The organism is Citrobacter farmeri (assembly GCF_019048065.1).
In the GTDB taxonomy this organism is placed as follows: domain Bacteria; phylum Pseudomonadota; class Gammaproteobacteria; order Enterobacterales; family Enterobacteriaceae; genus Citrobacter_A; species Citrobacter_A farmeri.
In genome coordinates, this window is sequence record NZ_CP077291.1 from 439689 (window position 1) to 454199 (window position 14511).

Sequence of the window (14511 nt, forward strand, 5' to 3'; positions counted from 1 at the left end):
AAATGACAACTACGATCCCGAATCTGATCTTTCAGGAAGAGACCAACGAGTGCGGACTGGCGTGTGTGGCGATGCTGGCACAGACGCAGGGGCAGCCCGTTTCGCTGGCAACATTGCGCGAGTGGTTTCCGGCTTCCGATCACGGTACTTCGCTGGATACGCTGATGAGCATCCTGGCGCGACTGGGCATTGCGACGACGCCGGTGCTGTTTGAGCATGATGAGTTGAGCTCCCTGCCGCTGCCCGCCATTTTGCATTACGGCGCGAGCCACTATGTCCTGCTGGCCTGGCGCAAGGGCAATCACGTATGCGTGATGAACCCGGCGATTGGCGAGCAGTGGCTGCCGTTTGCCGCGCTTAAGCAGGAGATCAGCGGCTACGCCCTGATTGTCGAACCTGAGCAGGCATCAGCCGCCGACCCTGATTTACCGTTGCCGACAACAGCGCAGAGTGTTCCGCGGGCGATGAGTATGCAGGAAACCGCAGCGGTGCCGGGGATCTATCGGCTGATGCTGTTGACCTTTCTGGTCTCATTAACGTTATTTCTGATGCCGACGATGGTGAGCAACGCCATCAACCAGGCCTTTTCCAGCGTGGAGAGCAGCAACTTCCCCTACGGCTGGTTTATCCTGGCGTTTGTCGCCTCTTCACTGATGGCGCTGGGTGTGCGGGTGGTTAGCGAACGCTTTATCAAACGCTTTGTGCTGATCCACAGCGGCGTGGGATTTTCCCGTCTGCTCCGTAACCCGCTGCGTTTTTTCGAAAAACGGGCGCCGGGAGAGATCTTCAGCCGCTTTACGGCCTGGCAGATTGGCCTGCTGCAAAAAATTGAACTGGACAACGGCCTGCGCTCCGACTGGGTGATCTGCACGATCGCGCTGGCTGTCATGTTCTGGATTGCGCCCGTGCTGGCGGCGATCTCTGCCGTCGGTGTCACGGTGATGGGGATCATTAGCGTCTGGGCGGTGATCCGCGATCGCTGGTTCACCCAGCAACTGCAGTTGAAAAGCGCCACCCTGAACGATTTTTTTATGGAAACCATTCAGGGCATTTTGACCGTCAAAACCGCCGGACTGGAAGGTCAGCGCCAGGGGCAGTTTGCCAACTTCAGTCGCGATCTGTTTTCGTGTCTGCAACGCCAGAAGATCTACCAGCAGGTGAAAGAGGGGTTGTATCAGCTCACCGGAAGCCTGGAGATGGTGGTGTTTATGCTGGTGGTTCTGCCAATGGTGCACAGCAAACTGATCTCACTGGGCGATTTTTTTGCCTATAGCTTCCTGCGGCAAATATTCACTTCCTACGTTACGCGGATTTTCTACGCCATTATTCAGAAATCCCAATTGAATGTGATCGACACCCGCGCCCATGCGCTGTTTGCGCCACGGGACGAGGAGGCGACCGCATCGCTGGCGGCACAACCTCCCGCCGATACCGTGCCGGACCTGACGTTTGAGTCGCTGTGTTACGGCTACGATCCCGCAAGGCCGGTGCTGTCATCGGTTTCGCTGTCGCTGCGCGCGGGTGAACAGATTGCAATTGTCGGTGAATCCGGCGCGGGTAAGAGCACCTTACTGCGGTTGATTGCCGGACTGTTTTCTCCTCAGGCGGGGGGCTGTTATGTCGCCGACACGGCGCTCCCGGCACAACAACTGGCACAGTTTGTCTGCCTGCAAAGTCAGGAGGACATTCTGTTTAATGCCTCGGTTCGTGAAAATATCACCCTGTTCGATGCGCACTACCGTGAGCGCGACCGTGGGCGGATAGAGGCGCTGCTGGAATCTCTTGCGCTGGGCGGGGTGGTGCGTGGATTGCCGGGCGGTATTGACGCTCTGATCCGTGAAAGCCATGCGGCGCTTTCGCTCGGCCAGCGTCAACGGTTATTGCTGGCGCGGGCGCTGTACAGTTCGCGTCCGGTGTTGTTGCTCGACGAACCGACCGCCAATCTTGATGACGACACGGCGGCCATTGTGATGGAGACGATTCACGCCCATTGCCAGAAAGCCGGAAAGTCACTGATTGTGGTTACCCACAGTGACGCGATTTTGTCGCGGTTCCAGCGGGTGTATCAACTCACCGAAGGTAAGCTCAGTCCGCTGGAGGTCAACGTATGACGCTGAAATCACGTTGGTTGCCGATCGGCTGTGGTCTGGCGCTGGTTGTCGCGGTCGCCGGTACGTGGGTATCGATGGCCTCGACCCCGACGCAGGAGAATTTACCGCTGGAGACCATTGGCACTGGCGATATCGAAAAGGTGGTGCTGGTAACGGGGGTTCTGAAACCGGCTGTGCAGGTTAACGTCGGCGCGCAGGTCAACGGACAACTGCGCAAGCTGTACGTGCGCCAGGGCGAGAAGGTACAGAAAGGACAACTGCTGGCGGAAATTGACCCCACGTTGCAGGAGTCAGATCTCAACAACACGCGCGCACAACTGGCCAGCGCCAAAGCGCAAAAGCTGTCGGCACAGGCGACGCTGTTACGTTATCGCCAGGAGTTGAACCGCCAGAGCATGATGCTGCGCGATGGTTCCGGCGTGCGCAGTGAATATGAGCAGGCCAGGGCGCAATACGATGCGCAGGTGCAGCAGATTGATGTCAGCGACGCGCAGATCGTGCAGGCGGAGATGGCGGTAAAAACGGCGCAGGCCAACCTCAGCTATACCCGCATTGTGGCGCCTATCGATGGCGAAGTGCTGGGCATTGTTACCCGTGAAGGGCAAACCATCGTCTCCTCGCAAACGGCACCGACTATTCTGGTGCTGGCGGATCTCGATACCATGCAGGTACAGACGCGCATCTCTGAAGCTGACGTGCAAAAAATCCGTCCCGGTCAGCCGCTGCGTTTCTACGTCATCGCCAACCCGGATAAACGCTACACCAGTACGATGGGCTTCGTGCAGCCTGCGCCACAGGAAGCGCTGGAAGCGCCCGGCGACGGCAGAATGGGCGGTAATCAACAGGCGATGGCGGTGTACTACACCGGCACCTTTGAAGTGCCTAACGCCGGGCGCGAGCTCAAAACGTCGATGACGGCACAGGTATTTATTCAAATCGCCGAAGCAAAAAACGTATTGCGCGTGCCGGTCGCGGCGCTCGGGCAGGCGCTGGACACTGAGCGATACACCATCACCACCGTTGAAGACGGGCAAACGCGCACCCGCACGATCCGCATCGGGATCAACGACCGACAGTACGCCGAAGTGCTGGAGGGATTGCAGGCCGGCGATCGCGTGGTGCTGGCACAGGACACGGTGCGAGGGTAGCGGATGGAGCCGATTATCGTCTTACGCCAGGTTTGCCGGACATTCAGCGCGGGGAGCGAAACGCTTGCGGTGCTGAGCGATATTTCACTGACCATCCACAGCGGTGAGATGGTGGCGATTGTGGGTGCCTCGGGGTCGGGGAAGTCCACGTTGATGAACATCATCGGCTGTCTGGACAAGCCTACTTCCGGCGAGGTGTTGATCAACGGTACGCCGGTACATGACGCTGACAGTCTGCACCTGGCCGATCTGCGCAGCCGCTATCTGGGGTTTATCTTCCAGCGCTATCATCTGATGCCGTATCTGACGGCGGAAGAGAACATCGCCATTCCCGCGCTGTACACCGCGATGTCGGAAGCCGAGCGGAAAGCGCGCACCCAGCGGCTTGCGTGCCAGCTTGGCCTGGAAAACCGGCTTCAGCATCGCCCCGCCCAGCTTTCGGGCGGGCAACAGCAGCGCGTGAGCATCTGTCGGGCGCTGATCAACGGTGCGCATATCATTCTGGCGGATGAACCCACCGGCGCGCTCGACAGCGTCAGCGGCAAAGCGCTGATGGACGTGCTGCACCAGCTACATGCGGCGGGGCACACGGTCATCATCGTCACCCACGATCGCGACGTCGCCCGACAGGCGCAGCGGATTATTGAGATCAGCGACGGACGGATGATTAGCGATGTTCAGCGCGCCGCTGTCCGCCAACCGATTGCCCTGCCAGAGCAGGACAACGGACGCGCCTCGCTGGGTCGCCGTCTTCGTGAGTCAGTTCGCATGGCCTGGCGTTCGCTGCTCGGACACCGGATGCGCGCGTTTCTCTCCATGCTGGGGATCATCATTGGCATTGCGTCGGTGGTGTCGTCGATGGCGGTAGGCGAAGGCGCACGACAGGCGATCATGAGCGAGATTGGCAAACTGGGAAGTACCACGCTGGAGATCCATCCCGGAACGGGGTGGGGCAGCAAGCGCCCGGATATGGAGCGCGCGCTGTCGATGGACGATGTGCGCAGTTTGCAGGCGCTGCCGTGGATCATGGGGGTCTCGCCGGTGGTCAGCAGCACAACGCTCGCGGTACGCAAGGGCCTCGACTCCTCCATGATGCTCTCTGGCGTTTCTCAGGACTTTTTTGCCCTGCAAGGACTGCGTTTTGTGCAGGGAAATGGCTTCACCGCGCGCGACGTCGCCGAAGGCGAACCGGTGTTGATCCTCGATGAAACCGGGCGCGATACGCTGTTCCCCGGTGGTGAAAATCCGCTTGATGAGATCGTCCAGATCGGCGGCGCGCCGTGGCGGGTGATCGGCATAGCAACGCGACCCGGCCCGAAAGTGGTGGGCGGATTTATGACTGCCTGGGTCCCGCATACGTCATTACAGCAGCGGCTCACCGGCGAAAAGCCGCTGGAATCGGTGATTCTGCGTTTTCAACCGCCGCTGGAACCGCATGAGGCGGCGCAACGGGCGGAGCGTCATCTGCTGCGGGAACATGGCCGGAAAGATTTCTTTATCCAGACCGACGATCAGCTGGCGAACGCGCTGCAAAAAACCTCTGACTCAATGTCGCTGTTGATCACCGCTATTGCGGCAATCTCCCTGCTGGTAGGCGGCGTCGGGGTGATGAACATCATGCTGGTGTCGGTGACCGAACGGACCCATGAAATTGGCATCCGCTTATCCGTTGGTGCCCGTCCCTCGGACATCATGAACCAGTTTCTGATTGAGGCGGTGATGATCTGCGCCCTCGGCGGCCTGCTGGGCGTGTTCGGATCGTGGGTCGCAGGGCATCTGTTCGCCCTGGCGACCGATGCGTTCTCAATGGTATTCACTGCGTTCCCGGTGCTGATGGCCTGTGGGTTTTCTGCCCTGATCGGTCTGACGTTTGGCTATTTTCCGGCGCGCAGAGCGGCTCGCCTCAATCCTACCGAGGCGCTGGCTCGCGAATGAAAAGATTCCTTTTGTTACCCGTACTGTTACTGCTGGCAGGTTGTAGCTCGCTGACCCGCAGCGACTACCAGCGTCCGCTGTTGTCATTGCCCACCCAATGGCAACCGGCTACCGACACGGTGTCGGAGTACGGCTGGCAGCGTTTTGGCGATCCCCGCCTCGCGCGGGTGATTGAACAGGTGCTGGAAAGCAATAACGATCTCGCGGCGGCGGCCATCACCGTGCAACAGGCTCGTGTGGCGGCGGGGTTAACGGACACCAATATGACCCCCGACGTGGCGGTTAGCGGTTCCGTCAGTAACAGCAAAAACGTGCGTCGGGGAACATCGTCGCAGGAAAGCTACAGCAGCGGTATCACTATTGCCTGGGAACTGGATCTGTGGGGAAAACTGGCGCGAGCCCGTGAGCAAAGCGCATGGGAGGCGGTGGCGAGCGAGCAGGATTACCACGCGACGGTACTCACCACGATGGGCACCACCGCCCAACTCTACTGGCGTATCGCATTGTATAACCAGCAGATCCGCAATCAGCGTGACGGTCTGGCGATCTCGCGCCAGACCGTGCAGCAGGTGCAATCATGGTTTAACGCCGGGAAGGTTGGTCAGCTTGATGTGTTGCAGTCGCAGCAGGCCCTGCTGGAACGAGAGAATCAGTGGCGAACGCTGATTCAGCAGCGTCAGAACACGCGGAACGCGCTGGCACTGTTGCTCAACAGACCGGCGGAGCAGCATGCCGATGAAGCGCCCGCGCTGGATGTCAATCAGCAGGTGCCGATCGCGCAAAAAACGCCGCTGCGGGTGATCGCTAAGCGGCCAGATATTCAGGCCGCTGAGTCGCGTCTGCGTGCGGCCCTTGCGGGTTACGATGCCTCGCGGCTGCAGTTTTATCCTGCGCTTTCTCTTGATGCCTCGCTGAATGCCGGTAGCCAGATTTTCAGTCAATGGTTCAGCGATCCGATCCGCTCGATCGGCGGCGCGCTGACGCTGCCGTTTATCCAGTGGAATACCCAACAGCTCACCGTGAAGCAGGCGGATCTCGCGGTAAAACAGGCGGCGATAACCTTTCGCTCGACGGCCTATGACGCGCTCGCGGAAGTGGATGAGGCGATGGAAAACCGCCTGAGCGCTGATGAACAGCGTGCCCGACTTCACCAGTCGCTGGCCCTCAGCCAGCGGCGTTTAACCCTGACGGAAAGCCGCTATCGCGCGGGCGCCGTGGATTTTCAAACGTTGTTGGACGCGCAGGACGATCTGTTGACGTTGGAGAACTCCCTCGCACAAACCCAATACGACTACCTCTACGCCACGTTGCAGCTCTGGCTGGCGCAAGGGGGTGGCGAAACGCAATACAGGATGATGCAACATGAAGCGGAATAATGAATTTAAGCGGGTCGTCGTTACCGGGTATGGCGCCGTGACCCCACTTGGCGCGACGGCTGATGAAAGCTGGCAGGCGATAATGGATAACCGTCTGGGGTATCGCTATGTCGATAAAACGGCGCTGAATATCAAAACCCATTTTCTTGGGCTGGTGGATAACGAACCGAGCCTGGCGGGTATTCCTGCGGTTATTCGTCGTCGGCTGCCGCGCTTTGCCCGGCTGACCGTCGGCGCGGCGCGTCAGGCGATGACGATGGCTTTTGGCGTCAGGCCGCCGCAGGAGTACTACAGCACGCTCGACTGCGGCGTGATCATGGGGACCGGCTGGGCGGGGCTGGATGAAAGTTACGATGCGCAAAGTGAGTTTGCGACGACGGGCGTCGCCTCGCCGTTTAACTGCTTCTATTCGATGCCCAGCGTCACCACCGCGGCCTGCAGCCAGTTCTGGGGACTCAATGGCTATCAGAACACGGTGATCGCCGCCTGTGCGACGGGGACGATCGCCATTGGCGATGCTTACGAGGTGATCCGTAGCGGCAGGGCGAAGATGATGCTGGCCGGTGCCGGAGAGTCTCTCACCAGCCACTGCGCGGTGTGGAACATTGACGTGCTGGGCGCACTGAGTAAGGAAGCGTCGGATCCGCAGCGCGCCAGCTGTCCGTTTAGTGCGCATCGAAGCGGCTTCGTGTTGTCGGAAGGCGCGGCGGTGTTGTGCCTGGAAGAGCGCGAAGGGGCGCTGGCACGCGGGGCGACGATCCTCGGCGAGATTACGGGCTACGCCAATTTCTCTGACGCCTGGGATTTCACTTCGCCGGCGGAAGACTGTCTTGCCCGCGTGCAAACCATTACCCATGCGCTGCAACAGGCGGAGCTGGAGCCAGAGCAACTCGACTACATCAACGCCCACGGCACCTCGACGCCGCTGAACGATATCAATGAAACGCAGTCGCTGAAAATGGCGTTGGGGGACGCCGTGTGGTCCATTCCGGTCTCCAGTACGAAATCATACTCCGGACACTTAATATCCGCGGCGGGCACGTTCGAGAGCATCGTCTGCCTGCAGGCTATCGCCAACGGCATCATCCCCGCGACGGCCAATTTCCAGCAGGCGGATGAATGTTGCGATCTGGACTATGTCGTCGAAGGCCATCGTGCAGGCAATATCCGCCGCACGCTGAACCTGAGCTTCGGTTTTGGTGGCGCGAATGCGGCGTTGATTCTGGAGAAGCACGTATGATGCCCCTTCACTATGGCCAACAGGATGCCCGACGCTGGGCCGCGTTTTCGGGCGATTACAATCCGGTACATTTTGACGAGGCGTGGGTGAAAGCGCGGGGCGGAAGTGGGCTCAGCGTGCATGGTATGCGCGCCTTGCTGGACGTAAAGCGGTTTATCAGCCCACCGGTTGACGACGCCCCGTTTCTGAAATGTACCGTGCGTCTGCGCCGACCGTTGTGGCGGGATACCGCCTATCGCCTGACGCGCGATGCGAATAAGCGTGTTGCGGCATCGGTGCGTGAGTTTTCTGCCGAAGAGGCCTGCCTTTCCTGCCAGCTTACCCCGGAAAAGCACCTGCCGTTAGCCGATGGCGAAAGCCAGCGGGTGCTGGAGTCAACGGCGTTGGCCGCGCTGCATCAGTCGTTCAAATCGCTGCTTCCCGACGCTCAACAGTGGCATTTCCTCGATGCCCTGCTGTTTCGTCATCTTCTTCAGGATACCGCGCTGTTACGCCAGCAGGCCATTGCCGCCATGCTGCCGACGTGTCAGACGCTGGATGAATTGTTTTCTCAGTTTCCCGTTGTACAGACCCATCAGGAAGTCGTTTTCGACAGCCATCTGCTGGCCCCCTGGCAAGCCGAGTCGCTGCCGGAAAACCTTGAGATTGAAACGTTGCCCGCCCTGGTGGTTGGCGATCTTGCGAGCGGCGCGGTGGTGGTGAGAATCGCCGCGCGAACCTGTTATCAACATCACTACATTAGCAATGCCGTGACGCTTAAAGTCGGCGCGCTGACAAAAGGAAAATCGAATGAGCCAGCATGAAATGATCTACAACAAAATTAGTGAAATGATCTGCGACGCAAAAGACCTCGCGCCGGAGGCGCTGACGCCGGAAACGACGCTGCCTGAGCTGGAACTGGACAGTCTCGACTACGTTGAGCTGATGGTGCTGGCGAAGCGTGAATTTAACGTCACGATCAACCCCGAAATGTTTATGAAAAATCCAACTATGACGCTTCGCGAACTCAGCCAGCGCATTGCGCAGGAAATGGCAGGTTGATATGGCAAAGAAATGGATGCTCATCACCGGCGGCAGTCGGGGAATTGGTCAGGCACTGGTGAGTCACCTGTTGCCCGAGTGGAACATTGTCTTTACCGGTCGCAACGAGGTCGGTATCGCCCGCACGCTGGACATCGCGCAAAGCCAGAGTACATCGACCTGGGTAAAAGGATTTTGCTGTGATGGCAGCGATGAAGCCAGCGTTGAGCAGTTAGCCACGTCGCTGGTAGAAGCGTATGGCGCACCCGCCGCCATTATTCATAACGCCGGCATGACTAATGATGCGCTGCACATCCACCAGAACGCGCGCGACTGGCAGGAGGTACTGGGAAACAATCTGGTCGCGGTGGTGAACTGGAATCGTATCCTGCTGCCCGCCATGATGACCCAGGGCTCGGGGTCGATTGTGTTTATGTCGTCCGTGACGGCTGTTAAAGGCAATAGCGGACAGACGGCCTATGCGGCCAGCAAGGCGGCGATGATTGGTTTGACGCATTCTCTGGCGCGAGAAGTGGGGCGTTTTGGCATTCGGGTAAACTGTCTGGCACCGGGATTGATTGAAGGCGAAATGGTTCAGGCTATACCGGAAGCCCGATTGAAAGCGATGCGGCAGAATATTCCTCTGCGCCGTCTCGGGCGCACGCAGGATGTCGCCCACGCGGTCGCATTTCTGGCCGGGGAAGGGAGTCGCTATCTCACGGGGCAAACGCTGGTGCTGGACGGCGGTTTGTCTGCCTGATAAGAAGAAACCGCGAGAACGATGTCTCGCGGTTCAGGACAGGCTGAGTTGGTTTATTCTCTGGACCAGGGCGAGCCGTTCTTTGACGGACTCCTGAAAGATCTGCAATAACGCGCCACTATTTTGCCGCACAATGTCCGCCAGTTCGGGGGCGATTTCCGCTGTTTCCCCAACGCGAGCTTTAAATTCTGATGACAGCGTGACGCCCTGCAACAGTGATGCCAGCCAGATGCTGGCTTTCAGAATCCTCACTTCCGGAGGATGCACGGCTTTTACCATCATCGTTTTTTGAATCTGCTTTTGAATCTGGCACCAGCAGGCAATATCCCGAATCGCTTCAATAGGATAGAGCTCATCCCAGACGGCATTTACTTCCCCGGTATGTGCTGGCGCAGCGCACAGCGCCAGCGACGTCAGGTTATGCAGTAAGCCGCCAATTTCGATTTTCAGGCACTGGATCGGGGTGAGCCCCAATTCTCTGGCCAGAAATCCGGATATACGGCCGACGACCAGGGAGTGCTGGACGCCGTTCTGGCTGAATCCATCAATAATAAACGCCAGCATGGTGGCGATATCGCGAAAGTTATGCAAAGAGATGGAGTCGTTATGGATGCGGGGGATGTCCTGGATGTAATCATCGAATTCTGTGGATTTAATTTTTAGCCAGAAGTGTTCGCATTTTGCTATTTTTCTGAATGCGTTGATAAACTCGGGGTTATACAGGATATGTTCGCCGTCGACAATTATATTAATAATCTCATCTTTTACCGATATTATATCGCTGGAGCGATAATGGGCGATTAAAACATCCAGGCGATCCGCCAGATAAACGACATGGCTCTCTTTGGGCACTTTTTCACCGTTAACGCGGTCACCTTTCCCATTATCCCAGTGGGTGTGGTGATAGCGAACAATGGGACTTAATGGGTTCAGTAAAGGAACGCTAGCCAGTAATTCTGCGCCGACAGCGGCGTGATTATTGAGTTCATTGTCGTAATAGCTGAGGGGTTGAAGGCGCGACTCTTCGTTCAACCCTCCAATATCGTGAAGCAGAGCGGCCAGCAGGGTTTTCCTGCATTGTGCAGGCGTGAACCGGGATTCCCGGGCCAGGTGCCAGGCGATAAATGCCGTTCTGACATGATGCAGGTTAAGCCTGGGGTTAATCATGTCTATTATTTTTGAGATGCAAGCAAGTGATTCTATTAATTTTATATTCATATAATGAGAAACTTAACTTTCGCTGTGCTTCATGAAAGAAAACCACGCTAATTAATTTCGTTTGCAACCATATTGCGGGAATGCGTGGTTACCAAATAGTATGACATTCTTATTGATTTTTTTTAGGAAAATTATTTTATCGTTCGGACCTTTGCCAAACAACAAACTATTAGCAATCTCATCATCAACATTGTCAGTGTTATCATGTATCGTTTTGACACTCATTATCTTATAAAGATGCGCATCAGCATTGTATGTTTCATATTTCATTTTAAGCGTCCGCGAGATTAAGTACTTTTTTTCATTATGTGTGAGAAGACCATCAATATTGACAAAAAGTTGTTCGTCTGTCATGTGGACAAAAATTAATCCCTCGGCCCGAATGTTGTCGCTATTGATACTCTGGATGACAGAAAACTGCGACTCGCAAGAGAAAACCGGAGGGCGGGTTAAACAGTAAATTGCACCGGACAATAAGAGACCAACACAGATCAAACGCAAAATGGTTTGCTTAGGCATTATTTTTTTCTCTGTAATAAAAGCTCATGCAACTGTTTTTATCACATTTCATCAGGAGCACTTGCACAGTATCACCCAGGGCACCTTTTACCTGCTGCTTGTAAACGTATAACTCATTTTTCTGTGAGCAATCGAACGGTTGCGGGACAAAATCAAAACTTCTTGTCACCTCCTGAAGCGAAAGCGAGGAGGGGATAAAAATGACGCACTGTCCCTTAACCATTTTTTGTATATCGGTGTCGGCCCTGAATGACTCGGGATTTATTATGAGAAGGAGAAAGGCTGTCGCCAGAGCAATAATGCGAGTAAACCGATTAATACAAGGTTTCTGCGGTTCAGCGGGGGGGAGCTCCGGCTCCTTTTCTTCGAGGAATGGCGTTCGATACTCACGATCGTTATTGATAATGGCATCTTCCGCTATTTTGAAACCAATACGGGGAACCGTGACAATGATTTCTTTTTCTACGCCCAGATCGCACAGGTTTCTGCGCAATGTTGAGATATATTGATTTAGATTACTATTTGACGCTCTGGCACCATATTTATCAAAAACGGCCTGAAAGATTTCATTTCTGGAAAGGATATCGCCGCGATGGTTGAGCAATTCAGCTAACAGGCGCGTTGAGGTTTGGGATAATTCAACACAATCCCCGGTCAACAGGTTAACGAGAGACGCATCCTCCGTATCAAAAGTGATAAATCCCTCAATGTCGAACCTCATGTTCTTCTCCACCCTAACCCTTGCCTTTCTCTAACATACAGTTTTCTTTTAATAAAAAGGTGTGAATATTAGATAAAAATCCTGTTTTTACATTCATTTCAAGCTAATGTTGCTGGCCGAATCCAGAGAACGCATACTGCTAACACCTTCAAAATCCAGGAGTCTGCAATGAAACTCTCGCTGTGTTCATATAACCCGGGTACAGTACATCCAGGCTACAACGTACCCCATGACAATCTGCAGATGTTAGCGGCGGAAATGGGAATAAGTGACCTGGCGATGATCAGGGGTCCGGAACAAGTTTTTATTCTCAATCTTTTAAAAGATCACAGTACTCAAGGTCTCTCGACCAGAGAGCTTGCCGATCTGTGTGGCGTTTCAATTTATAAAGTTAGACACTTACTTCTTCCGCTGGAGAAATATGGTCAGGTTATAAGAGATAAAATGCAAAAACACCATCAGTGGTTTTTGTCAAAGGACCCTGCAGATATTGATTGGCATTCTAACAAGGGGTATTTTTATTTGCAACAATGACCGGGAAGTCAATTAGATAACGCTGGAGATATGAAAAATACTGCTTATTATCTCGCGAGATTCTAGGAAAAATCTCAATAAAATTTTAATATTCTCGCGTTAACACTATTGCCTTGTGTCCATTTTGATTATGCATTGCGCATAGGGCGCGTGTGATCCCTATTTTACCGGTAAGAACCAGAGTAACGCTTAACACTTTTTAACGGTGTATTACATTCCTGGATGGTTCGCTTATCAGATGCCCGTGGAACATAGTTTCAACGGGCAATTACTTTTTCATTAATTTTCTTTATATCCAGACGGCGGTTTTTTCATCTGTTTGACATACGCCATGTGACGGCGCTGATATCCTGGCTTCGTGCTGGCGAGTTTATACGCCACTGCGAGGTAAAAAAAGACGATGACAAGCATAACAGGGTAGGAAGCTGTCCGAACAGGATGTCTGAAACCATGTACCAATTCCTGCGAACAAAAAGCCCCGCGGTTTTTGCTATGACGAGCCCGGCGACAAAGCCCTGTCATGAAGACGCTATCAGCACCATGCCGAAACCAGACTCCCTGGCGGCAGCGGTGGATCTGGTACAGGCACCCCGCCATTACCATGAGTATCACCTCTATAGCGTGCAGGGATATCGCTCTCCACAGGCGTTTATACTCAGGACGTTATCGCAATCGCAACAGAGGACAATGTCTGGATAAATAGACTGGCACAGTCTAAAGGTTCAGCGGTCAATGGCGATAAGTAAAGGTAGCTGCAATTGAATAAGATATCGAGAATCTGCAACCAATAATATCCTTCCCTGTTTAAGCGTCTTAAATCCCATTTCGCGTTAATACAGTTCGTATTAGCTTATAGATAATTAAAAAATTAAATTTTAACTTCACAATAATTAACAATTAAAAAACAAAAATACAATAGTATTATTATATTCATCATGAATGACATGTGTGTAAGAAACTCAGCACTGATTTGGTTTTTATATTAAAAACAAAGTTAAATCAATGTGTTATCTGTTTTTGCATGTATGTACAGATGTATCAATGAAGGGATGCGATTCATAAAACTGATATGAATGATGTGCGGATAGATAATAATAATTTGAAAGTCCAAAACTGGATCGTGTTTTTTTGACTCAATTTAATATTTTCATTAATCTCCCGTTCAAGCCATTTAATATTAATTAATGTTAAATGTCTGCGAATATACCAGGTCAGGGAATACCACTGATAGACTGGCTAGTGAAAGCTGTTCATCAATTATTAAGCTATTGATTAGATTTCAGATATCTAATCAGAAGAATTGATCACAGCATCTATCTATTATTAAGAAATGGGCGTAATCATGAATAAATTGTTTTTAGTTGTCGCGATGGCTTCCGGGTTAGCGTTAGGTACTGCCAATGCCGCAGATAGCGGACACGGCACCATTACCTTTACGGGTTCCATCATCGATGCTCCGTGCTCTATTACTTCCGAAACCGCGAATCAAACCGTGGATCTGAATGAAGTTTCCAATGTTGCGTTAAAAAATGGCGGAACCTCTAACCCTAAGTCGTTCGTTATCAAACTGGAACAGTGTGACATCACCACCCTGAAAACGGTTAAAACCACCTTCTCTGGCGCAGCCTCTGCGGGTAACCCAGATTTGTTAGGGATTACCGGCACAGCAAAAGGCGCATCCATCGCGATTACTGATGGTTCAGGTACGGTGATTAAATTAGGACAAGCTTCTAAAGCTCAGACGCTTATGGAAGGTAACAACACCCTGTCGTTTTCTGCTTACCTGCAGGGTGACGGCGGTTCAGCTGCCATCGTCCCGGGGTCATTCCAGTCTGTTGCTGACTTCCGTCTGGATTATCAGTAATCCATTCGTGACGAATACCAGCAGGTATTTGTCAGCGTAAATTAGCGCCTGCTGCTGCGGTGGTA

14 protein-coding genes are annotated in these 14511 nt (G+C 53.8%); 11 read left to right on the top strand and 3 right to left on the bottom strand.

Annotated features, from left to right (window positions below; translation table 11 throughout):
* Nucleotides 1-2 precede the first annotated feature (2 nt).
* From I6L53_RS02010 to I6L53_RS02045, 8 genes are read left to right on the top strand one after another with little or no spacing between them, the layout of a single operon-like run.
* A complete protein-coding gene (locus I6L53_RS02010) occupies nucleotides 3-2111 on the top strand; it encodes a peptidase domain-containing ABC transporter (RefSeq protein WP_042321290.1) in 2109 nt (702 codons plus the stop codon).
* Entirely contained in the window at nucleotides 2108-3259 is a 1152-nt protein-coding gene (locus I6L53_RS02015; RefSeq protein ID WP_042321293.1) for an efflux RND transporter periplasmic adaptor subunit, read from the top strand. Before I6L53_RS02010 ends, I6L53_RS02015 begins: the two co-directional genes overlap by 4 nt.
* Nucleotides 3260-3262: 3 nt before the next feature.
* Nucleotides 3263-5194, top strand: a complete 1932-nt coding sequence (locus tag I6L53_RS02020) for a MacB family efflux pump subunit (RefSeq protein WP_042321295.1) — start codon at nucleotides 3263-3265, stop codon at nucleotides 5192-5194.
* A complete protein-coding gene (locus I6L53_RS02025) occupies nucleotides 5191-6570 on the top strand; it encodes a TolC family protein (RefSeq protein ID WP_042321297.1) in 1380 nt (459 codons plus the stop codon). The genes I6L53_RS02020 and I6L53_RS02025 overlap by 4 nt, the downstream gene beginning before the upstream one ends.
* Nucleotides 6557-7810 (top strand): beta-ketoacyl-[acyl-carrier-protein] synthase family protein, encoded by a 1254-nt coding sequence (locus tag I6L53_RS02030; RefSeq protein WP_042321299.1) that lies wholly within the window; start codon nucleotides 6557-6559, stop codon nucleotides 7808-7810. The genes I6L53_RS02025 and I6L53_RS02030 overlap by 14 nt, the downstream gene beginning before the upstream one ends.
* Complete coding sequence (locus tag I6L53_RS02035) at nucleotides 7807-8613, top strand: hotdog family protein (RefSeq protein WP_042321301.1); 807 nt, start codon at nucleotides 7807-7809, stop codon at nucleotides 8611-8613. The genes I6L53_RS02030 and I6L53_RS02035 overlap by 4 nt, the downstream gene beginning before the upstream one ends.
* Nucleotides 8600-8851 (top strand): acyl carrier protein, encoded by a 252-nt coding sequence (locus I6L53_RS02040; protein ID WP_042321304.1) that lies wholly within the window; start codon nucleotides 8600-8602, stop codon nucleotides 8849-8851. Before I6L53_RS02035 ends, I6L53_RS02040 begins: the two co-directional genes overlap by 14 nt.
* A 1-nt stretch (nucleotide 8852) precedes the next feature.
* Nucleotides 8853-9590: an SDR family NAD(P)-dependent oxidoreductase gene (locus I6L53_RS02045; RefSeq protein WP_042321305.1), complete on the top strand. Its 738-nt coding sequence runs from the start codon at nucleotides 8853-8855 to the stop codon at nucleotides 9588-9590.
* Nucleotides 9591-9623: 33 nt separating this feature from the next.
* Here I6L53_RS02045 and I6L53_RS02050 read toward each other — a convergent pair whose 3' ends face one another.
* The 3 genes from I6L53_RS02050 to I6L53_RS02060 all read right to left on the bottom strand — a co-directional run bounded on the left by I6L53_RS02050 (nucleotide 9624) and on the right by I6L53_RS02060 (nucleotide 12048).
* Nucleotides 9624-10757: an HD domain-containing protein gene (locus I6L53_RS02050; RefSeq protein ID WP_232231087.1), complete on the bottom strand. Its 1134-nt coding sequence runs from the start codon at nucleotides 10755-10757 to the stop codon at nucleotides 9624-9626.
* A gap of 102 nt (nucleotides 10758-10859) precedes the next feature.
* Nucleotides 10860-11327 carry a FidL-like protein gene (locus I6L53_RS02055; RefSeq protein ID WP_042321311.1) on the bottom strand — a complete coding sequence of 156 codons (468 nt, stop codon included), beginning with the start codon at nucleotides 11325-11327 and terminating at the stop codon, nucleotides 10860-10862.
* Nucleotides 11320-12048, bottom strand: a complete 729-nt coding sequence (locus I6L53_RS02060; protein ID WP_042321314.1) for a winged helix-turn-helix domain-containing protein — start codon at nucleotides 12046-12048, stop codon at nucleotides 11320-11322. The genes I6L53_RS02055 and I6L53_RS02060 overlap by 8 nt, the downstream gene beginning before the upstream one ends.
* A gap of 168 nt (nucleotides 12049-12216) precedes the next feature.
* On the opposite strand from I6L53_RS02060, the gene I6L53_RS02065 reads away from it, so the two are divergent.
* The 3 genes from I6L53_RS02065 (at nucleotide 12217) to I6L53_RS02075 (ending at nucleotide 14446) form a co-directional block, all read left to right on the top strand.
* The gene (locus tag I6L53_RS02065) at nucleotides 12217-12582 is read left to right on the top strand and encodes a FaeA/PapI family transcriptional regulator (protein ID WP_042321317.1); all 366 of its coding nucleotides are present in this window, start codon (nucleotides 12217-12219) and stop codon (nucleotides 12580-12582) included.
* A gap of 492 nt (nucleotides 12583-13074) precedes the next feature.
* Nucleotides 13075-13281 (top strand): hypothetical protein, encoded by a 207-nt coding sequence (locus I6L53_RS02070; protein ID WP_139155875.1) that lies wholly within the window; start codon nucleotides 13075-13077, stop codon nucleotides 13279-13281.
* A 643-nt stretch (nucleotides 13282-13924) separates the two neighbouring features.
* Nucleotides 13925-14446 carry a fimbrial protein gene (locus I6L53_RS02075; protein WP_232231088.1) on the top strand — a complete coding sequence of 174 codons (522 nt, stop codon included), beginning with the start codon at nucleotides 13925-13927 and terminating at the stop codon, nucleotides 14444-14446.
* Nucleotides 14447-14511: the final 65 nt, after the last annotated feature.

Coding starts and splice junctions, on each gene's coding strand:
- I6L53_RS02010 (WP_042321290.1), top strand. CDS start 3: ATGACAACTACGATCCCGAATCTGATCTTTCAGGAAGAGACCAACGAG.
- I6L53_RS02035 (WP_042321301.1), top strand. CDS start 7,807: ATGATGCCCCTTCACTATGGCCAACAGGATGCCCGACGCTGGGCCGCG.
- I6L53_RS02025 (WP_042321297.1), top strand. CDS start 5,191: ATGAAAAGATTCCTTTTGTTACCCGTACTGTTACTGCTGGCAGGTTGT.
- I6L53_RS02070 (WP_139155875.1), top strand. CDS start 13,075: ATGACGAGCCCGGCGACAAAGCCCTGTCATGAAGACGCTATCAGCACC.
- I6L53_RS02075 (WP_232231088.1), top strand. CDS start 13,925: ATGAATAAATTGTTTTTAGTTGTCGCGATGGCTTCCGGGTTAGCGTTA.
- I6L53_RS02065 (WP_042321317.1), top strand. CDS start 12,217: ATGAAACTCTCGCTGTGTTCATATAACCCGGGTACAGTACATCCAGGC.
- I6L53_RS02045 (WP_042321305.1), top strand. CDS start 8,853: ATGGCAAAGAAATGGATGCTCATCACCGGCGGCAGTCGGGGAATTGGT.
- I6L53_RS02030 (WP_042321299.1), top strand. CDS start 6,557: ATGAAGCGGAATAATGAATTTAAGCGGGTCGTCGTTACCGGGTATGGC.
- I6L53_RS02060 (WP_042321314.1), bottom strand. CDS start 12,048: ATGAGGTTCGACATTGAGGGATTTATCACTTTTGATACGGAGGATGCG.
- I6L53_RS02050 (WP_232231087.1), bottom strand. CDS start 10,757: ATGATTAACCCCAGGCTTAACCTGCATCATGTCAGAACGGCATTTATC.
- I6L53_RS02020 (WP_042321295.1), top strand. CDS start 3,263: ATGGAGCCGATTATCGTCTTACGCCAGGTTTGCCGGACATTCAGCGCG.
- I6L53_RS02015 (WP_042321293.1), top strand. CDS start 2,108: ATGACGCTGAAATCACGTTGGTTGCCGATCGGCTGTGGTCTGGCGCTG.
- I6L53_RS02040 (WP_042321304.1), top strand. CDS start 8,600: ATGAGCCAGCATGAAATGATCTACAACAAAATTAGTGAAATGATCTGC.
- I6L53_RS02055 (WP_042321311.1), bottom strand. CDS start 11,327: ATGCCTAAGCAAACCATTTTGCGTTTGATCTGTGTTGGTCTCTTATTG.